The 20,602-nt window shown below is 40.1% G+C and carries 19 protein-coding genes; 8 read left to right on the top strand and 11 right to left on the bottom strand.

The annotated features are described in order from the left end of the window. Window positions 1–81: 81 nt before the first annotated feature. The 6 genes from remB to dnaA all read right to left on the bottom strand — a co-directional run bounded on the left by remB (window position 82) and on the right by dnaA (window position 5,765). Complete coding sequence (remB, locus tag O3598_RS03735; RefSeq protein ID WP_005382941.1) at window positions 82–333, bottom strand: extracellular matrix regulator RemB; 252 nt, start codon at window positions 331–333, stop codon at window positions 82–84. 134 nt (window positions 334–467) lie between these two features. After that, window positions 468–1,367: a DciA family protein gene (locus O3598_RS03730; RefSeq protein ID WP_371451818.1), complete on the bottom strand. Its 900-nt coding sequence runs from the start codon at window positions 1,365–1,367 to the stop codon at window positions 468–470. Next, the gene (gene recF, locus O3598_RS03725) at window positions 1,354–2,454 is read right to left on the bottom strand and encodes a DNA replication/repair protein RecF (protein WP_371451815.1); all 1,101 of its coding nucleotides are present in this window, start codon (window positions 2,452–2,454) and stop codon (window positions 1,354–1,356) included. The genes O3598_RS03730 and recF overlap by 14 nt, the downstream gene beginning before the upstream one ends. Window positions 2,455–2,457: 3 nt before the next feature. After that, on the bottom strand, window positions 2,458–2,688 hold the full coding sequence (locus tag O3598_RS03720) for an RNA-binding S4 domain-containing protein (RefSeq protein ID WP_005379450.1): 231 nt from the start codon (window positions 2,686–2,688) through the stop codon (window positions 2,458–2,460). 31 nt (window positions 2,689–2,719) lie between these two features. Continuing rightward, window positions 2,720–3,841, bottom strand: coding sequence for a DNA polymerase III subunit beta (gene dnaN / locus O3598_RS03715; RefSeq protein ID WP_016476251.1), 1,122 nt, complete (start codon window positions 3,839–3,841; stop codon window positions 2,720–2,722). A gap of 304 nt (window positions 3,842–4,145) precedes the next feature. Then, window positions 4,146–5,765, bottom strand: a complete 1,620-nt coding sequence (gene dnaA, locus O3598_RS03710; RefSeq protein WP_287500557.1) for a chromosomal replication initiator protein DnaA — start codon at window positions 5,763–5,765, stop codon at window positions 4,146–4,148. Window positions 5,766–7,070: 1,305 nt separating this feature from the next. Here dnaA and rpmH point away from each other — a divergent pair. The 7 genes from rpmH to mnmG all read left to right on the top strand — a co-directional run bounded on the left by rpmH (window position 7,071) and on the right by mnmG (window position 13,322). Further along, window positions 7,071–7,205, top strand: coding sequence for a 50S ribosomal protein L34 (rpmH, locus tag O3598_RS03705; protein ID WP_004692946.1), 135 nt, complete (start codon window positions 7,071–7,073; stop codon window positions 7,203–7,205). A gap of 79 nt (window positions 7,206–7,284) precedes the next feature. After that, window positions 7,285–7,632, top strand: coding sequence for a ribonuclease P protein component (gene rnpA, locus O3598_RS03700; protein ID WP_005375872.1), 348 nt, complete (start codon window positions 7,285–7,287; stop codon window positions 7,630–7,632). Between the two features lie 121 nt (window positions 7,633–7,753). Continuing rightward, window positions 7,754–8,008, top strand: a complete 255-nt coding sequence (yidD, locus tag O3598_RS03695; protein ID WP_081448442.1) for a membrane protein insertion efficiency factor YidD — start codon at window positions 7,754–7,756, stop codon at window positions 8,006–8,008. Between the two features lie 172 nt (window positions 8,009–8,180). Next, complete coding sequence (locus tag O3598_RS03690; RefSeq protein WP_009661373.1) at window positions 8,181–8,837, top strand: YidC/Oxa1 family membrane protein insertase; 657 nt, start codon at window positions 8,181–8,183, stop codon at window positions 8,835–8,837. 8 nt (window positions 8,838–8,845) lie between these two features. Then, a complete protein-coding gene (jag, locus tag O3598_RS03685) occupies window positions 8,846–9,631 on the top strand; it encodes an RNA-binding cell elongation regulator Jag/EloR (RefSeq protein WP_316601088.1) in 786 nt (261 codons plus the stop codon). Between the two features lie 228 nt (window positions 9,632–9,859). After that, window positions 9,860–11,245: a tRNA uridine-5-carboxymethylaminomethyl(34) synthesis GTPase MnmE gene (gene mnmE / locus O3598_RS03680; RefSeq protein WP_371451812.1), complete on the top strand. Its 1,386-nt coding sequence runs from the start codon at window positions 9,860–9,862 to the stop codon at window positions 11,243–11,245. A gap of 205 nt (window positions 11,246–11,450) precedes the next feature. Further along, complete coding sequence (mnmG, locus tag O3598_RS03675) at window positions 11,451–13,322, top strand: tRNA uridine-5-carboxymethylaminomethyl(34) synthesis enzyme MnmG (protein WP_371451810.1); 1,872 nt, start codon at window positions 11,451–11,453, stop codon at window positions 13,320–13,322. Window positions 13,323–13,394: 72 nt separating this feature from the next. Here the strand turns inward: mnmG and vapC are convergent, their stop codons facing one another. Both vapC and vapB read right to left on the bottom strand, forming a co-directional pair. Then, window positions 13,395–13,805 carry a type II toxin-antitoxin system tRNA(fMet)-specific endonuclease VapC gene (vapC, locus tag O3598_RS03670; RefSeq protein ID WP_287504883.1) on the bottom strand — a complete coding sequence of 137 codons (411 nt, stop codon included), beginning with the start codon at window positions 13,803–13,805 and terminating at the stop codon, window positions 13,395–13,397. Next, window positions 13,802–14,032, bottom strand: a complete 231-nt coding sequence (vapB, locus tag O3598_RS03665; RefSeq protein ID WP_137661085.1) for a type II toxin-antitoxin system antitoxin VapB — start codon at window positions 14,030–14,032, stop codon at window positions 13,802–13,804. The genes vapC and vapB overlap by 4 nt, the downstream gene beginning before the upstream one ends. Window positions 14,033–14,702: 670 nt before the next feature. On the opposite strand from vapB, the gene rsmG reads away from it, so the two are divergent. Further along, on the top strand, window positions 14,703–15,455 hold the full coding sequence (rsmG, locus tag O3598_RS03660) for a 16S rRNA (guanine(527)-N(7))-methyltransferase RsmG (RefSeq protein WP_316601086.1): 753 nt from the start codon (window positions 14,703–14,705) through the stop codon (window positions 15,453–15,455). A gap of 399 nt (window positions 15,456–15,854) precedes the next feature. Here the strand turns inward: rsmG and O3598_RS03655 are convergent, their stop codons facing one another. The 3 genes from O3598_RS03655 to O3598_RS03645 all read right to left on the bottom strand — a co-directional run bounded on the left by O3598_RS03655 (window position 15,855) and on the right by O3598_RS03645 (window position 20,269). Then, window positions 15,855–16,712 carry a methylenetetrahydrofolate reductase gene (locus O3598_RS03655; protein WP_005375925.1) on the bottom strand — a complete coding sequence of 286 codons (858 nt, stop codon included), beginning with the start codon at window positions 16,710–16,712 and terminating at the stop codon, window positions 15,855–15,857. Between the two features lie 111 nt (window positions 16,713–16,823). After that, a complete protein-coding gene (locus O3598_RS03650; protein ID WP_371451806.1) occupies window positions 16,824–19,256 on the bottom strand; it encodes a homocysteine S-methyltransferase family protein in 2,433 nt (810 codons plus the stop codon). A gap of 260 nt (window positions 19,257–19,516) precedes the next feature. Next, the gene (locus tag O3598_RS03645; protein ID WP_038123682.1) at window positions 19,517–20,269 is read right to left on the bottom strand and encodes a methionine synthase; all 753 of its coding nucleotides are present in this window, start codon (window positions 20,267–20,269) and stop codon (window positions 19,517–19,519) included. Window positions 20,270–20,602: the final 333 nt, after the last annotated feature.

Below are 20,602 nucleotides of genomic sequence, written 5' to 3'. Positions count from 1 at the left end.
CGCAATATGCTAATACACAACACATCTGCGGTGCTAAATTATCTCTTTATTATACTATAGATTGCTTATATCGTGAAAGCCCTATAATTTGCTACTTAAAAGCATATAAAACTCATCAATCCGTTTTTTAAGCGTTTTAAGTGATATACCAGATGCATACACACCATCATCTGTTACAATATACGTCTTTACCTTATCCTCGGGCACAATGTATATAACCTCTGCGTCATAATGAGAAATGCCCGTCCTATGATGCTTACCAGACTCCGCATGAATCATCGTAAGAATTGAATTCATAGGGATGCTAAAATTATCGCCAATATGTAAGTACATAAATCTCCTTATTCTTTTGAAGTGGATAGGGAGTGCTTTCTCGCTCCACCGGCCGGGTCTGTCTACGCCCTACGGGCTCCGCAGGGCCAAAGTCGCTGCGAAAGTACTCCCTATCCACCTCATACATCCTAATGCTATTCCAATATACCCCTTAACATATTTAGCTCTTTAATTTTTTCTTCGCTAAGGAATTTTGATCGATATTTATTACACAGGTTGATAACGTGCTGGTCTGTCAGTTCTTCAAGTCGTTTGTGGGTGATGAGCATGGTGGTCATGTACATATGGTTTCGGCTCGTAGACCCATGGTAGACCTTATCTAAATAAAAATAAATCAATTCTCGCATGGCTATGGAAAAGTCTTTAAAGGTGCATTTGATGTATTGTTGAGCTTCGCTATATTTTATATATGGACGTCGTCTAATTTGTGTTTTTATATCATTAATATGATTGCGATGCATTTCATATTCGCAGGACACACAATATTTCGTTTGCCTGCTCATCAACGTATGACAACGCTCGCATCGATGATAGCCGTGTTCTAGCAAATAGACTTCCTTTTTGCGGCTGCTAATGAGCACCTTTCGAAACGGTTCTTTTAATGTATCTTCTGCTAAGCTTTCAACCATAGCATCAATAGATTTCATATCATCATTGGACAAGACGATTTTCGACATGTCGATATAGCCATCGATGTCGGGCATGTCTATTTTCAAAATTTCAGTATTCACCGTTTCTTTCACATAGCTCTGCCGATGCATGATGAGACCCATTTCAGTGATGATATCACTTTTGTAATAGTCATTAATGGCCTTGAGGATGCGTTTTTGGTTCATCTTAACCTCTTGCATCCACTGCGAATTATCCGCGCTGAGCACAATTTTAGGAGGTTTGATGTCGATAATGCGCGTATGACCAGCATAAATGGGGCCCACCACATCACGCCAATGATGAATGAGTGTATTCAGTTTAAATTGTTCTAGTAAACCTAATTCATGTAGGCCACCAGGTAAGCACATTTCAAGGCTTTCCATAATGGATGTGCCCCTCCTGACATTGAATAAATTGAACACCTTGCATGTTTTCAAAATCATGTATATCCGTCGTGGTAATGACGGTTTGAATGCGTTTATGAATGAACTGCAACAAATTGTTCCGTCTCGCCTCGTCGAGCTCGCTCAACACATCGTCTAAGAGCAATACGGGATATTCGCCTACTTCGGATTTGATGAATTCTAATTCGCTCAGTTTTAGTGAAAGTACAGCCGTCCGCTGTTGCCCTTGGGATCCAAATTTTTTTAAATCGATAGCATCGGAAAAGAATCGTAAATCATCGCGATGAGGACCTACGCTTGTGGTCATGCGATGACGATCTTGAGGCAATGCCTCTTGCAGTAAATCGTAAAAGGCCTCCTTCGTGTACACCATATGACCATCTTCCCCATATGGTTGTTCATAGCCTATGGTGAGATTTTCTAGGCCTCCCGTTAATTTACGATTCATCAAATCAATAAGCAAATTGATTTTCTTTAAACTTTCCATCCGTTTTTTTACGATGAAAGCCGCCATATCCGCCAGTTGTACATCCCATTCAGCAAGAGGAATATTCTGTTTACCGCGATATTCCTTCAATAATGTATTCCGTTGTTGCAATAAACGATTATATTGCAATAATTGATGATAATAAGTAGCGCTCGTTTGGGATATTTCCATATCTAAAAATCTGCGACGACCCGATGGACTGCCCTTGATGAGCTGTAAATCCTCTGGGCAGAAGATGACCGTATTTAAAGTACCAATCAATTCCTTTTGCGAAATCTTAGTATCATTTAAGCGGATATCCTTAGGACCTTGTCGAAATAACTTGATATTAACCTTTTGCGGTGTCTCCTTTTTCTCAAAGTTCACCACAATGCCCGCTTCATTAGCGTTAAATAAAAGCATATCCGACGTATCATTTGTGCGGTGGCTTTTACCAATGGTACCGACGTAAATAGCCTCTAAAATATTGGTTTTACCAGCCCCATTGGTACCGTACAAGACGATGATTTCAGGCTGCAAATCAAGGGTTAAATCCTTATAGTTGCGAAACTGGAACAATTGCAGTGAGTTAATTCTCACCGATTATGCCTCCTCTTTGGTAACGATGAATTCCACATCGAGGCCTTCTACACCAATCACATCGCCAACGCGACATTTTTTGCGTTTTTCTGTAACGATGGTGCCATTTAATGTCAGTACTTGATCATCGATAAGACCTTTTACTTGTCCCCCTGTTTCGATGACGCCTTCTAATTTAAGCAATTGATCGATTTGAATGTACTCCGTATGGATTGGTACAGGTTGTTGTTTCATAACGTCCTCCTATGGTGGACAAATTACAGAATTAAGAATTTGTACGAACAGGTGTTACTACGTACGTATAGTTCGGATTATTATCTTGGCGAATCACAACAGGACCATTTTGTTTTAAATACATGTGGATGTTATCTCCTGTGCTGTGACGCAAGATATCGGAAATATAACGACCATTAAATGAAATCGTAAACGGTGTGCCCTTAAATTCCACAGGAATTTCTTCCTTTGCCATACCGATTTCAGCATTTTGGCTGGACAAAGTCACTTGTTCTTCGGACCAGTCATAGCGAATAACGTTGTAACTCATATCTTTTGCTAACAAGGATACACGATCAACAGCACCGGCAAATTCCTTGCGATCTACAACGGCACTAGAATCGAATTGAGCAGGAATTACCTTTTCGTATTCTGGGTACGTGCCTTCGATTAAGCGGGAAATAATGTAGATGGATTCAAACATGAACACGATTTGTGTGCGGTTCCAAATGATTTTAATAATAGAAGGATTATCGGTTGGCAATAAACGAGATACTTCTGCCAAAGCCTTTGTTGGAATGATGACGCGCATAGGGGATGTGGCAGGTTCATCGATGGTTACCTTTTTAACCGCCATACGATGAGTATCGGTAGCAACCATAGTCACTTCTTTGTCGTTTGCATCTTTGATTTCCAGCAAAGCACCAGCAAATACAGGGCGATCATCGTCGCTTGCTGCTGCATAGTTCGTAAGGTCTATGAGTTCTTTCATAGCTTGACTATCGATATTAACATAATCTTGGTCGTGAATTTGTTCTACCAATGAGAAATCATCTGGATGCAAGGTTACTAAATTAAATTCAGAGGAACCGGATGTGATTTTTAGCGTATTGCCATCCTCAGGTTTGCTCAATTGAATTGTTTCACCTGGTAATTTGCGGATTAATTCTTGGAAGTAACGAGAAGCAACCACTAATGTACCTGGTTCTAAGATATCGGCGTCGATTGTTAATTTAATGCCCAATTCAAAATCGTTGCCTTGTAGTTCCACTTGATTGTTTTTTGTTGTTATATAAATGGAACCTGGTAGATTTGAACTTGTTTTATTTTGTGATACTTTTTGTAGAACGTTAATGGCTTTTTGGAGATTGGCCTTAGGGAATTTGATGTTCATAACGTAAATACTCTCCTTGTTTGTAATATTCGTTGTGCGATTTTCGTTGATGCTCTATAGATAATCAACGATAGATCGGTTTTCTGATATGTTTTTGATTTGTTTGTTAGTTTAGTAGTATTTGTAGTAGGCGCTGTGAATGTGTGTACATGTGAAAGTTTTCTAGATTTCATGCGTTTCCACAGTTGTGGATAAGTATGTGTATACCTTGTTTTAGGTTATCCACATAATCACAGAAAATATTAAATTCCTCAATATCCACAGATTTATACACAACATATCCACAGAGTTATCCACACCCGTTTTAGTTGAGTGATGACAGTTTAGATTTGATGTCTAGGATAATCTGTTTCGTTTCTGGATTCTTGTCGATTTCTTTGCTAATCTTATCGTATGCATGCAAAATCGTCGTATGATCTCTGGAAAAAGCCGCTGCGATTTGTGGGTAGCTTTCATTAATCACATCGCGGCACAAATACATGGCAATTTGCCGTGGAAATGCGAACTGAGCCTTCCGTTTCTTGCCTAACAAATCTTGTTTCTTAATATTAAAATAGGTACTGATAAAGTCTTGAATGGACTCGATGTCGATAAGTGTTACCCGTTCCGTCGTGATGATATCGGATAATGTTTTCTTCGTGTACTCCAAATCGATGCTGCTGGTCCGTTGTTCTAAGGATGCAGTACCGATGAGTTTATTGAAAGCCCCTTGTAGTACGCGAATGTTTTCATCGAATTGCAACGCCACGTAGTTGATGGCATCGTTGTCGATAACGAGATTACGATTCTTGTTGTTTTCCTTTTCAACAAGGGCTTTCAAAATGGCGATACGCGTTTCCAAATCTGGATTTTCCATGGTTGCCACATAGCCCGCTTGGAATCTAGAACGCAAGCGCTCTTCGAATTGATCCATGTCGTTTGGCATGGTATCGCTGGTGAGGACGATTTGCTTGTTATTGTCCAATAATTCATTGAAGGTGTTGAAAAACTCTGTTTTCGTGCCCTCTTTATTTTCCAAGAACTGAATATCATCGATGAGCAATACGTCGATGTTGCGGAATGTATTGCGGAACAACTCTCCTTGCCGCTTGCGTATTGATTCGATGAATAAATTCATGAACTTTTCGCTCGTTGTGCACATCACCTTGAGATTAGGATATCTTTCAACGATGGCATTGCCGATGGCGTGCATCAAATGCGTTTTACCGAGGCCCGATGGACCGTAGATAAAAAGCGGATTATAATCGCCGCCAGGATGCTCCGACACATTTTGGGCTGCTCCAAACGGAATGCGGTTCGCATTGCCTGTAATGTAATTATCAAATCGATAACCACTGTTGAGTTGTGATGATGACAAATCGATAGGAATATCCGTAGATTGCAACGTTTGCACCATTTGTGGCTGCTCTACAGGAAACATCGGTTCATCTGGAATTAACTCGTCCACCTCTTTACGCTGGATATACACAGGATCTGCGTACACCGGTGTGTAAAATTCCTCTTGATATGGAACCTCCTGCTTTGCAGGTTTTGAGGATTTTTTATCGATGTTGTCCGCGTCACTTACCACCGTATTTTCTATAGTGTTCGTACTAGTATTTTCTGCAGTATTCTCTGTGAAAGTATCTGCTACATGCGGTGCTGTTGGAACATCATCCTTTTGTGGAAACAAATCCAATAAAACCATATTTAATTCTTTGCCTGTCACTTGCTTGATGGCATCTGTTAACAACTTACTGACCGTTTGCTGAGATTCGATGACACTTTTTATAAAACTCTGCATAACCCCAATATGTATAGAATTATTATCTATACTCATCGGTATGAGAGAAGTACTCAAACTTGAATAAATCGCAGGCGGCAGTGTTTGTTTAGCTACTTGTAATATACGTTCCCATATATCATTAATATCAGCTGCTTGCATTTTGTTCCTCTTGTGTATAACTTTTACTAAAAATGTGTATAACTTTCGTTATTATGTGCATAACTTATTCTAAAACTGTGGAAAAACCACAAACACCTGTGAATAACCTGTGCACAACTTGTGAATAAGAGAAAATAAAATTCCCTTCCAACCTTATAAATACTGAGTTTATACTATTCACAGGTTAAAAGAGAAAAAATGTGGATAACTTTTCTAAACTATCCGAAAAAAACTTATAAAAATATATATTTTTTACCAATTTCAATTATGATTGTACCAAAAATGAGGAAGATTGTCATTCAATCTGTGGATAACTTTTATGGAATTTGTTTATTTTCGTATTTTTGCGTAGGTCGGTAAGGTTATCATTTTTTTACTCCACCGGCCGGGTCTGTCTCCGCCCTACGGGCTCCGCAGAGCCAAAGTCGCAAAAAAATGATAACCTTACCTCTTTTGATCAAAAATAGTCAAAATAAACAAATTTCATATGGGAATGGGGAACACCGGCCGGATCTGACTCCGCCCTACGGGCTTCGCAGGGCCAAAGTCGTGAAAAAGTGACCACCAAACCTACTTTAATCTAAAACTAGTTAAAATAAACAAATTTCATAATGGGAAGAAGGATTATATGTGGTGTCTAAAAAATAGAACAGGCGTGTACTAATTCAAAATAGGTATGTGTATAGGGTGTACCGAAAAATAGAACAGGCGTGTACTAATTTAAAATAGGTATGTGTATAGGGTGTACCGAAAAATAGAACAGGCGTGTACTAATTCAAAAAAGGTATGTGTATAGGGTGTACCGAAAAATAGAACAGGCCTGTTCTATTTCAAAAGAGGTGTATGTGTGTTGCTCTAAAATAGTAGATTCTGTCTTCCCCGCTAAGGGAGGGTGCGCGCAATCTGTTTCAATAAAAAACAGGAGTTGATCTATAAGGTTCAGATAAAAAAGATATGGTGTCTTGATAAGATGTGAATGGTGTAATTTGTTTGGCTAATTTATGAATATTGTTTAATGATGGCTGCCTAATATTTTTGCAGCGACTTTGGCCCTGCGGAGGCCGTAGGCCGAAGACAGATCCGGCCGGTGGAGCGAGAAAATATTAGGCAACCCTCATTACCTAAATGTAGTAATATTATTGGCAAACAAATTACACTTGTAGATTTTAATCTAAACACCATATCTTTTTTATATAAATATATATAGAAAACCCTGTTTTTTATTGACAGATTTGCGTTTTCCCTCTATAATTACCCTGTTATGGTATAAGTAAAACAAATATATAACGAGGAGGTGTTTTACTAATGAAACGTACATATCAACCAAATACTCTTTGGAGAAAACGTACCCATGGTTTCCGTGAACGCATGAAAACTATCGGTGGCCGTCTCGTATTAAAAAGAAGACGTGCTAAAGGCAGAAAACGCTTATCTGCATAATATAATGGCTCAGCAAGAGCTTTCAGAAAACTTGGCGCTCTTGCCAAGTTTTTCTATTCTATAGGACTCGGACGATACAATGGATTACCGCTTAGATAAAACGAGACGTATTATAAACAATAATGAATATCGCCTTGTGTATAAGCATGGTAAGTACGAGGTAGGACGCCTATGTGTGTTATATCGTATGCCTGTAGCGAAGCAAAAGACTCGCATCGGATTTGTGACGGGTAAAAAGGTGGGTTGTGCGGTTGAACGCAATCGAGCACGTCGCCTTATGAAAGAGGTGTATCGCCTCAATCAGCATCAAATTCGCGAAGGGTATCATATTGTTATCGTTGGACGTGGCCCTCTGAAGGACGCAACCTATGAACGAGCGGAAAAGGAAATACTGTACTTATTGCGTAAAAGCAAGCTCTTAGTATAATCCTATATAGGACCACAAGCATGGACAGCGCTATGCTTTGGTCCTATTCGCGTATTATGAGGTATATGGATTTGGTGGAAATGTCTTAGATACATACGCTAATCCAATCATGGTGAATTCTATGAAAGATACATGTATAACTTTATTAAATCTTATAAAACGAGGGGTTACCTTTGTTTTATGGCTCGTTATTCGCTTCTATCAGATTGCCATTTCCCCTCTCAAACCGGGATGTTGCCGATATTATCCCACTTGTTCCGCATATACTCTGCAGGCTATTGAAAAATATGGGCCTTTGAAAGGTAGCTGGCTTGGGCTCAAACGTATTTTGCGTTGTCATCCATTCCACAAGGGCGGGTATGATCCCGTTCCTTAATTTGGTATTGGTGAAAGATAAGACTAGTACAACTTTCACAATTGACATTAGTTTAAGCGAGCACAGTTTTGGAAATACCTGAGCATCTGTATGGATGAAATTTAGACCATACCATAACGATATATGGATGCGCGAAGGAACCCAATTTAGATCTGCACTCGAAGGAGAAACAATGGAAATTTTTAACTATTTAGTTGAATTTATGCGCACACTTGTGACATATGCTTTCAACTTCACTGACATGGTCGGCTTCCCAAGCTATGGGGTGGCTATTATCATCATTACTGTCATTATTAAAGCAATTTTAGCGCCGTTGACAGTAAAACAAATTAAATCTATGAAAGCAATGCAAGAGTTACAACCTCGCATGAAAGAGCTTCAAGAAAAATACAAAAACGACCCTCAACGTTTACAAGCTGAGATGGGCGCTATGTACAAAGAAATGGGCGTAAACCCATTGGCTGGCTGCTTGCCTTTATTGGTGCAAATGCCGTTCTTGATTGCTATTTTCTACGCATTGCAAGGATATCCTTACAATCCTGAATTCGAACATTTCTTATGGCTTCCTAGCCTTGGCGAATCAGATCCATACTACATTTTGCCAGTATTGAGTGCTTTGTCCACATGGCTTATGTCCCGACAAACTGGTATGGGTGCTAGTGGTGCCGCTGCACAACAACAAAAGATTATGCAAATCTTTATGCCATTGTTCATCGGTTACATTTCCTTGAATTTCCCATCTGGTCTTGTTATTTACTGGATTGTATCCAATGTGTTCCAATTGGTGCAACAACATTTTATTTACAAAGGCTTAGAAGCTAATAAATAGGAGGCACTATGGAATTTATCGATGTATCTGCTAAAACGATTGAAGATGCCATCGCTAAAGGGGTTGCAGAACTTTCTATAGATGGCCGTGAATTGGTAGAAACAAAGGTTATTGAACAACCTTCTAATGGTTTTTTAGGTATTGGCCGTAAACCAGCTGTGGTTCGTTTGTTCTATACAACGGTATCAGCTGCGGCTACGGAAGAAGAAAAAGAAGTCATCGCTGAGACTTCTGATGCTGTATCGGATGCGCCTGTTGCGACTGATGAACGCGATGTGGCTGAATCTGTTGATGATTCACCGGTATCTGTGAAAGCTAAACAAGAGCTTTCAAAAGAAACACAACAAATCATCGCTGAAAAAGGTAAGGAATTCCTTGAAAAGATGTTTGCTCAAATGGGCCTTATCGTGATGATTGAAAAGATGTTTACCAGTGATAAAATCACGTTCCAAGTACATGGTGAGGACCTTGGTATCTTGATTGGTAAACACGGTCAAACCCTTGATGCTATCCAATATTTAACGAATTTGGTGGCTCACAAAGAGGTGTCTGGCCATTGTCACATCGTGGTGGATGTGGAAAATTACCGCGCTCGTCGTGAAGAAACGTTGATCAATCTTGCAAAACGCCTTGCTGCTAAGGTAAAACGTAACCGTCAAAAGGTTTCCTTAGAACCTATGAATGCATTTGAACGCAAAATCATTCATACCGCGTTGCATGATGATAAACACATCGTCACAGAATCCGCTGGTGATGAACCATTCCGTCACATTGTAATCTCATATAAAAAATAAATAATGATACGTGATAACGTTGATGTTTCGAAACCGACTTTGGCCCTGCGAAGCCCGTAGGGCGTAGTCAGACCCGGCCGGTGGAGGTTATCGAAACATCAATGTTATCGCAATCAATAGGTTATGGTGAAAGCTAACCTAAGGTAATCTTCGCATGGGTAAGATTGGTTTAGTTTAACTTTCACAGGCGAAGAAGATATAAAAGATATTCGAAGTACGGAGATTTTTATGTATATAGATGATACAATAGCGGCCATTGCGACGCCGCCCGGCATCGGCGGGGTTGGTATTATTCGTGTCAGCGGCAAGGATAGTTTTCCTATTGTAAATAGCCTGTTCAAGAGCGCTGGCACGGTTCCGTTGATGGAGCGCCAAAATAGAACGATTCAATACGGGACTATTGTGAATCCCGAAACGAACAAGACCATCGATGAGGTTCTTGTGTTATTAATGAAAGGCCCTCATTCCTACACGGCAGAGGATGTAGTGGAAATTCAGTGTCATGGCGGTATTGTGCCGGTTCGACAAATTCTGAAATTGCTCGTTAATCACGATGTGCGCATGGCCGAGGCCGGCGAATTTACGAAGCGCGCCTTTATGAATGGACGCATCGACCTTACTCAAGCAGAGGCGATCATCGATATTATTGAAGCAAAAACGGAGGACTCCCTCTCTCTCGCTGTATCGCAGCTTGATGGGACCGTTTCGTCCTTTGTGAAAGATGTACGTGAACAGCTCATTGCTATGATTGCTCATTTAGAGGTAACCATCGACTATCCTGAGGAGGATATTGAGGATGTAACGAGCCAAGAGGTTCGTGAGCAGCTTGAGCCTATTTTGAAAGCTATGGATGAATTGTTATCTACAGCGAATACAGGCCGCCTCATTCGCGATGGTATTATGACGGTTATCGTAGGCCGTCCAAATGCGGGTAAATCGAGCTTGATGAACGCTCTCTTGCGCGAAAACCGCGCTATCGTAACGGATATTCCTGGTACGACGCGGGATAGCATTGAAGAATATATGACCGTAGAAGGCATTTCATTGCGCCTTATCGATACGGCAGGAATCCGCGATACACAAGATACGGTGGAAGCCCTCGGCGTGGAGCGTGCTCGCGATTATATTAACAAATCAGACATCGTGCTTTGTGTTATCGATGGGTCTACTCCGTTAACCCCTGAAGAAATCGAAATTTTGACCTCTGTGAGCGGTTTGAACACCATCGTACTCCTTAATAAGTCCGATGTGGCACAAGTCGTTACAGACGAAAATATCGAAGAACACGGCACATTTACAGCTATTGAGCGCATCAGTGCCAAAGACGGCGAAGGATCTGCAGTTCTCTCCAAATGGGTGCAAGAACTCGTCTATGGCGGTCGCGTAAAACAAGATAACAGCGCCATGATTAGTAACGTGCGCCACATCAGCCTCATGGAACAAGCGAAGGCTCAAGTAGAACAAGCCCTCTCCTCCATCGACATGGGCATGCCTGTGGACTTTGTAGCGACCGATTTGCGCAGCGCCTGGGAACTACTAGGCGACATCACGGGCGATACCATCCGTGAAAGTATGATCGACGAACTATTCAGCCGTTTTTGTTTAGGTAAATAAAAGTAAAAGCAGGGCAGTAGTCAATGGAGGAGCTTGCGACGACAGGGGCACTGCATCGCTTTGTTCCGAACGTAAAATTTTCTAGGCTACAACGTAGCCTAAAGAAAATTCACAGTGAGGAACTGGACTCTGGGCTATTCGGCTTAGTGGTTTTGAGTAATATAAACTTTCACAATAAGTAACAAATATAAGGAATTCAATTGATATGTACACAGTAGATAATTATGATGTCATCGTTATCGGTGGTGGTCATGCTGGTTGTGAGGCGGCTCTTGCCGCTGCCCGCATGGGTCATCGCACGTTGATGGCGACTATCAGTTTAGATAACATTGCGCTTATGCCATGTAATCCTGCCGTTGGTGGTCCTGGTAAAAGTCATCTTGTTTATGAACTTGACGCTTTAGGCGGTCAAATGGGTATTAACGCAGATGCTACGGCTATTCAAATACGTATGCTTAACATGGGGAAAGGCCCTGCAGTGCATTCCTTGCGCTGTCAATCTGATAAAATCAAATACCAACATTTGATGAAACAAACCATTGAAAATACAGAGAACCTCAATGTTAAGCAAATCATGGTAACAGAGCTTAAGGTTGAGGATGGCAAGGTAACAGGTATTGTTACAGAACTTGGCGAATTCTATGGCGCTAAGGCTGTTATTCTTTGTACAGGTACCTACTTGAAAGGTAAAATCCTCATCGGCGATATCGATTATGTAGGTGGCCCAAATGGTCAACGCGTAGCAGAACATTTCTCTCAATCTTTGATCGACAATGGCATTGAGTTGATGCGCTTTAAGACTGGTACGCCAGCCCGTGTAGATAAACGCACGCTTAACCTTGAAAATATGGAGGTTCAAGAAGGCGATACACATCATCACTCCTTCTCCTTTATGGATGAATGGATCAACCGCAATGAAGACGTATGTTGGTTGACCTATACTAACAAAGAAACGCACGAAATCATTACGAGCAATATTCACCGTGCCCCTATGTATAGCGGTAAAATCGAAGGTGTAGGCCCTCGTTACTGCCCTTCTATCGAAGATAAAGTGGTGCGCTTTGCAGATAAAGAACGCCATCAATTATTCGTAGAACCAGAAGGTACTAGCACAAACGAAATGTACGTACAAGGCATGAGTACTTCCCTTCCTATGGACGTACAATATGCATTCCTTCGCACCATTCCAGGCCTTGAAAATGTAGAAATCATGCGTCCTGCCTATGCCATTGAATACGATTGCTTGAACCCAACACAATTAACACCAGCGCTTCAAGTGAAACATATTGAAGGCCTCTACTCTGCTGGTCAAGCCAATGGTACATCTGGCTATGAAGAAGCCGCTGCACAAGGTCTAATGGCTGGTATTAATGCTGCTTTATGGCTTGAAGGTAAAGAACCGTTTATCCTTGCTCGCTCCGAAGCATATATCGGTGTTCTCATCGATGATCTCGTAACAAAAGGAACGAATGAACCATACCGTATGATGACAAGTCGCAGTGAATATCGTCTATTACTTCGCCAAGACAATGCAGACATGCGCCTTACTGAGAAAGGCCGTGCTATTGGTCTTGTAAAAGACGATCGTTGGGCTAAATTTACAGCAAAGAAAGCTGCTATCGACGAAGCAATGGATATGTTACGAAATACACCTGTAAATCCATCTAAGGAAACACAAGCTTTGCTTGAAAGCTTAGGTACAGCACCTATTAGAACAGGTATTCATGCTTATGATTTAGTAAAACGTAATGAACTTTCCTACGCTATCGTAGCCGATGCATTTGGTTTAAAACGCTATACTCCTGACGTAGAAGAAGCTGTTGATATCTCCATTACTTACGAAGGTTATATCAAAAAACAAATGGATCAAGTCGATAAGGTTCGTAAACTAGAAGAAAAAATTCTTCCAAAAGAATGGGATTACATACAAATTAAGGGCATCTCCCTTGAAGCTCAACAAAAGCTCAATAAAATCCGCCCTCACTCCATCGGCCAAGCAAGCCGTATCTCTGGCGTATCCCCGGCGGACGTGTCTGTTCTGTTGATTCAACTAGAACAATATAATAGAAGCAAATAAATATGTGATAACATAGAAAAAAGCTAGCTAATCGTTTGATTAACTAGCTTTTTTGTATTGGTTTAGGATGTATTAGCTTAATGGTTTAGACCAATCTTCTACATTTAAATGATTAACTCTTTTGAATTCTTTTGTATTGTTAGTTACAATAGTTAGACCTTTCGATTTAGCATGGCTAGCTATGAGTAAATCCATAGGACCAATAATTTTTCCTTGTGATTGTAAATCAGCTTTTATTTTCCCATATTCTTCAGCAGCATGGCTGTCGAAATCGACAATCTCTATAGGCGATAATAAAAGCGTTAGTGCTAGCCTATTTTTATCTTTGGCTTGGCTTTTTTCAACACCATGCATTAATTCGGCATATGTAATTGATGAAATACATATATCTGATGGATGATGTTTTAAAATCTTTTGTAGTACAACTTCTGGATCTTGTTTGATAGCATAAATACAAATATTCGTATCTAACATATACTTCATAAAGTTTCACGCTCCTGATGATCGATTTCTTCCCGTCCGTTACACATAAAATCATCTGTAAATAATGATAAGCCTGCTACAAAACCTGCCCACTCATCATCTTTTGGCATTAGTAAGACTATATTGCCTACTTTGTTGATGATTACTTCATCACCATTAAACCGATACTCTTTTGGTAATCGTACAGCCTGGCTACGGCCATTTTCAAATAGCTTTGCTGTGGTCATACACATCACCTCCTTGTTAATAGAAGTATATACCTTGATATATATTTTTACAAGTGTTATTTTTATATAGATAACAAATGAATTTTTGCATAAATATATGAATATTTATAACTATAGTATATGTAAAAGTAAAATTATGTACATTCTAGATGTACATAAGATGTACACACAGAAAAGATAAATTGCAAGACAAGATGAAGAGAATTTCATATAGGAAATAAAATTTGGAGTATAGTATTTGGTAAGTGTTAAAATACGAAGAATTATATTTGATAGTTAGATTTGAATGATTATATAGAATTAGAAATGAGTAGATTAAAAAGATGGAGTAATTTCTCAATAAAAAATATAATTGATAATAATTGAAATTCAGCTATACATCTTATTTTATATTATCAAAAATATTGAGTTAATTGAGAATATCGATTATGAGATCATAGTGTTATAAGTTTTTTATGAGTATCCCCTCTTTTTATAGGTTTATCTATGTTATAAATGAGAATATATTGAGAATATGGTATAATAGATACAAATATGACTCTTATATTTCGCCTGTATGCTCTTTTTTAAGTGCTTTATACATAAGTTATCCTAAAAACACCTAAACAGGTCTTACAGCGCAAATAAATGAATTTTAACCTGAATTACATACATATAGTTAGGAGCACCGATGAAAGAAAAATATGATGTGCCTATCGCTAGTGAATCTGAGTTTGTAGAATATATGCTTTCACAAATGGCAGCATTTGGATTGCCATGCACACTGCAGCAAGCAAAAGATTTCTACGTGTACTATGCACGCATGATTGAAACAAATAAATATCTTAACCTCACCGGTATTACGGATATGAAAGAAGTCGTGGTTAAGCACATGATTGATTCCCTATCTTGTTATGATCCGACAATTATCAATTCTGGATCCTCCATTATCGACGTAGGAACCGGTGCTGGTTTCCCTGGCATTCCCTTGGCCATCTATGACAGAACCTTGCTCGTGACCTTGTTTGACTCCCTCAAGAAACGCCTTACCTTCCTTGAGTCCGTTATCGACGAATTGCAATTGACGAACTGCAAGACCTTACATGGACGCGCTGAGGATTTGAGTCATCAGGACTATCGTGAAAGCTTTGATATCGCTACGAGTCGTGCCGTTGCAAGATTACCAATCCTATTAGAATGGACTGTGCCTTATGTTAAACAAGGCGGCTATGTTATCGCCTTAAAAGGCGCTATCTACGAAGAAGAAGTCGGCGAATCTGATAAAGCCCTTAGCACATTAAAAGCATCCATCGAAGATGTAAGAACCGTGACCTTACCGACACTAGATGATAAACGAGCTATCGTGTACATCAAAAAAACAGGAAAAACACCTGGGAAATATCCGAGAAAACCAAAAGAGATAAAGGATAAACCGTTATTATAATATGCTACAATCTTTTTCATTAATGTAAGCAATCTAAAAACACCTTCCAAAAAGCCTCCACCGGCCGGGTCTGACTCCGGCCTATCGGCCTCCGCAGGGCCAAAGTCGTTTTTTGAAAGGTGTTTTTAGATTAAACTATATGTTATAGGTAACAATAAATAGGAAAAGATTGTAGCATATTAACACTAACGGCTATATCGGAAACAAAACAGGGAACAAATCTATTTTGATTTGTTCCCTGTTCTTTTAAGATTTGCATATTATTGATCACGTTTTTGCTTAATTATAGAATAAAGAAGCCCCCAATAGCCTCCTAAAAATGACTTCGGGTCCCGCTTTAGCGCGATAGCGTGTCATTTTTAGGAGGCTGTTGGGAGCACTTTTGCTGTTATTTAAGATTTACACGTGATCAATAATATGCAAAGTCGTATCTATATCATTAAGCGGCATGATATGTACGCCTGCAGCGATTTTTTTGATTTGTTCCAAGGTTTCGATGGCGATTTCTGTACCCGCTTCTTTTCCGCCTTTTTCTACGCGGTCTAGAATGTCTTGGGTAAGGTTGATTCCAGGTACTTTTTCATGAAGGTATGTTGCCATTTTAAAGCTTTTAAGAGGAATCAAACCAAGCATAATAGGTACATTGAATTCAGACATTTTGTCGATATAGCGTTTAGCTTGTTCTAAATCATAGATAGGTTGTGTTTGCACGAAATGGGCACCATTTTTGATTTTAGCAGCTAGTTTTTGACGTTCGATTTCTAAATCAGGAGCACCAGGATTGCCTGTAGCACCGATGTAGAAGTTCGTAGGTTCATCGAGGTCGTTACCTGCTAAATCTTTACCGCTGTTCAATGTTTTAGCAATATTTAGTAAGCCCATGCAGTCCACTTCAAATACGGATTGTGCAAATGGGTGGTCGCCATGGTCCGGCTTATCGCCTGTCAGTGTCAAAATGTTATTAACGCCAAGTGCTGCAGCACCGAGCAGTTCAGATTGTAAGCCTATGATGTTGCGGTCACGGCATGTGAGGTGGAAAATCGTTTCGATGCCTTCATTATGTTGCAATAAATAGGACAAGGAAATAGGGCTCATGCGCATTTTAGACATAGGGCTGTCCGCAATGTTTATGGCATCAACCTTGCCTTTTAGGCGCGCTGCTTGTTCAAAAACCTTTTGGGCAGAACTGCTTTTAGGTGGGTCCAATTCAACGGTGATGGTGAACTGGCCTTTTTGGTGTTTCTCACGTAATGTCATCATATACCTCTTATCTATTCTATGTATGGTGAAAGCCTCATATGCGTTATGTGAGCATTATTTTAGACTTTCACCATGAGTATTACCTATATTATATGCCTAGATTAGCCATTATTTCAAAGTTTCAAAGAAATCGTTCGCGTGGTTTACAGCCGCGATGCCGTCCTTGGCGTAAATATCTGCGCCCGCTTGGTCAGCGTAATCTTGGGATACTACGGCGCCACCAACCATGACCTTCGTTTTAAGGCCGGCTGCACGAATAGCAGCGATGGTATTGTCGATTTGAGGCATTGTGGTCGTCATCAAGGAACAAATGCCTACGAGAGCCGCCTTGTTGTCCTTAATGGCTTGTACGATGACCTCAGGGTCAACATCCTTGCCGAGATCGACGATTTTATAACCATTGTTTTCGAGCAATGCAGCTACGATATTCTTGCCTAAATCGTGAATATCGCCCTTAACAGTGGCTACAACAACGGTTCCTTTATCTAAACTGTCGCTGGCCGGAATGATTTCTTTGATAGTGTTGAAAGCAGCTTGCATCGTTTCGGCAGCGAGCATAACTTGTGGCAAGAATAATTTACCAGAACCGAATTTATCGCCTACTACGTTCATGGCTTCTGAAAGCCCTTTTTTTGTAATATCCAATGGGTCCATGCCGTCAGCTAATGCCTTTTTAACAAGTTCTACGATAGCTTCCTTTTCGCCTTGTTCTACACAAGTGCGGATATTAGCTAATGGGTCGTTGCTATCAAAGGATGCTTTATCTGGACCTTTTGGCGCCGCATTGCCTGGTGCTGTAGTTTCATCTTCGTAACCATATTCTTTTATGAATTCTGCAGAACCTGGGTCCCAACCAAGTAATGTGGTGCTTGATACAAATGCTTTTTTAGCTGCGTAGTTGAGCGGATTCATGATTGGTGTAGTCAAACCGGATGCAAGGGCCATTGTTAGGAATTGACCGTTTAGATATGGCCGTTGTGGCATGCCGAAGGAAATGTTGGATAAGCCCATAACAGTTGGGAAACCGAATTTTTCTTTATATAAACGCAATGTGCTAAGCGTTTGTCGTGCACTATCTTCGCCGCTGGCAAGTGTTAATACCAATGGATCAAGCAAGAGGTCGTGTGGTTGTAAACCATAGCCATATGCGCGATTTACGATGCTTTCAGCCAAAGCAACGCGATCCTCAGCCTTTTCAGGTAAATCGCCACTGCAGATTGGCAAGCAAAGTAATGCGGCACCATAGCGTTTAGCCAATGGCATAACGTGTGTGATGGACTCTTCTTCTCCATTTACAGAGTTGATAAGTGCACGGCCAGGATAGTTTTTAAGGGCTACCTCCATGGCTTTAGGATCCAATGTATCGATGGATAATGGCGTTTCTACAAGCATGGATAATTCGAAGATGGCTTTTTCCATCAAAGGTGTTTGATCCATACCGGCTACCCCCATATTCACATCGAGGATATCTGCACCTTCTTCTACTTGGTCTAAGGCGTCGCGTTTTACACGAATGAAAGAACCGTCCCGTAGTTCTTGAGCAAGCACTTTACGACCTGTTGGGTTAATGCGTTCACCGATAATCAACGGTTTAACATTATGACCTAATTCAAGCAATTTTGTACGACTTGTAATCACCGTTTTAGGTTCAATATGAGCACGTTCCTTAGGCGTATGTGCTTTCACAGCGTCAGAAATTGATTGAATATGCGCTGGTGTTGTACCACAGCAGCCACCTACATAACTTGCACCTGCATCAACAATTGGAATCATCAATGGGCCCATGTCTTCTGCTGAAAGCGGAAATACCGTTTGTTTGTTAATGAGTTGTGGCATACCTGCGTTTGGTTGGCAGCTGATTGGTAAATTAGTAACACTAGCGATTTTTTCAATAAGCGGTGTGATTTGTTCAGGTCCAAGAGAACAGTTAATACCGATGATATCGGCCCCCATTGCCTCTACGATAGTTGTGGCAACCTCTGGAGGTGTACCAGTGATGGTACGACCGTCTTCACTGAAAGAAAATTGACAGATAATTTGTACATCTTCTTTAGTCTTACCTGCTGCTTCACGAGCATCCAAAGATGCTAATAGAGCGGCACGCATTTCTTGTACGTCGATAATTGTTTCGATAATGATGAAATCAACGCCGCCTTCAATCAAAGCCTCTGCTTGTTCTCTATATGTATCGTAAATAGAATCAAAGCTCATATTGCCCAAAGGTTGTAAAAAACGTCCTGTAGGGCCCATAGAACCGGCTACACGAGCGGATGGCTTGAACTCTGAAATTGCTTCTTTGGCAACCTTTACAGCTGCTATATTTATTTCTTTTACACGATCTTGTAAATCGTAATCTTCTAATTTAAGGCCGCATGCGCCAAATGTATTGGTAGTAATTACATCACTACCATGTTGTAAATATTGTGCGTGGATATTTTTTACTACTTCTGGTCGTTCCACGTTAAATAATTCTGGGCAATAACCCTCTTCTAGGCCTGCTGCTTGGAGCATTGTACCCATAGCGCCGTCAAAAATGTACATGTGAATCATCCTTTATATATTGAAATGTAGGTCACCAAGGACATTCGCCCTCCACCGCCTTAACGGTCGTCGGCCAAGGGCCTCGACCTAGCAAAGTCGGGCTCAGAACCGTGGTGACCTACATTTTAATTACTAATACTATAAATGAATTGTTTCACGTGAAACATTTTTGATTGCACATGGGTACAATGGTACAGAATGGGTACAATGGTACAGATGTACAAGGTAATGTTTCACGTGAAACATCGTGTGTTAAAATTTTATTCTGTTGGTTGTGCTTTCATAGCTATACCAGATGTTTCGGCTGTTGTTTTGCTTGTTTCTGGTTTTGTAGCCGCTGTTTTTTCTGGAAGTTTTCTTGATTGACAATCTTTTTGTGAGCAAGAGCTACAACCGCGTTTTGTTGTCAAGCATTGATCTCCTGGCATCAAACCAATAATAGCTGTTACGGATTTTCTTGGAAATAATAAGAAGTTTTCTGTAACTTGTAGTCCGATTTGTTCGGTTTTGATGATTTTACCAAGTTGTGGTTGAATTTCTAAAGGCCAGTTGCCATAGCCTGGGCTAAAACGCCATGTAGGTGCATAACCTTGTTTCTTAGCAATGTTATTGATTACCTCGTTAACTTGGTCAGCCACTTGTTCAACTGCAGTTGTTGCAGCCGCATCTAGTAAGAGACCTACGGTGTAGTTGCCTTGTTTGAATAGCTGTTCGCTACGTCTTTCAACGTCTTCGCCGACCGTAACACCTAGCACATACACCTTTGTAGATTTTTCAAGATGTTTTTCAATGATGGATCCTTCAATTTTGAGCGGCGGATTACTTAAAATAACTTTATTTTCCGCATCGTAATCATATTCTTGGTAGACACCTTTTGGCGTCGCTAATAATTGGATTTCTTTACAAGCTTCGTCAACGAATTTTTCTGGAAAATCTTCGGCATGACGAAGTCCTGCATATCGCTTTACTTCATCCTTGTTGATGACGGGAAGCATTCCGTTATAAATGGGCATGTGAAACGCCTCCTTTAAAAATAAAATAGATTGTATGGTTAAAATGTTAAACCTATTAAAATACTGTCTTTTATAAGTATAAATATATCTATATATACTGTAAAGGCTATAGCTTCATATAATTTATTGAGGTGCGTCCATAGAAAAAAGTTATACGTAATTATTTTATACCTAATGGTGTAAATCTATTTAGTAATGATACATAATCAAATAAATTTATAAGCTGATATATCATGTTGGTGAACATATGTTTTTGTAATGTTTCACGTGAAACATTCTTATTTGTTTTTTAGATTTTATTTGAAAATGATGGTCATACCTATAAAGTTCTAT

The organism is Veillonella atypica (genome assembly GCF_041431435.1).
Taxonomy (GTDB): Bacteria; Bacillota; Negativicutes; order Veillonellales; family Veillonellaceae; genus Veillonella; species Veillonella atypica.
The sequence above is the reverse complement of the archived record's forward strand: the minus strand, read 5'-3'. Positions and strand labels throughout refer to the sequence as shown.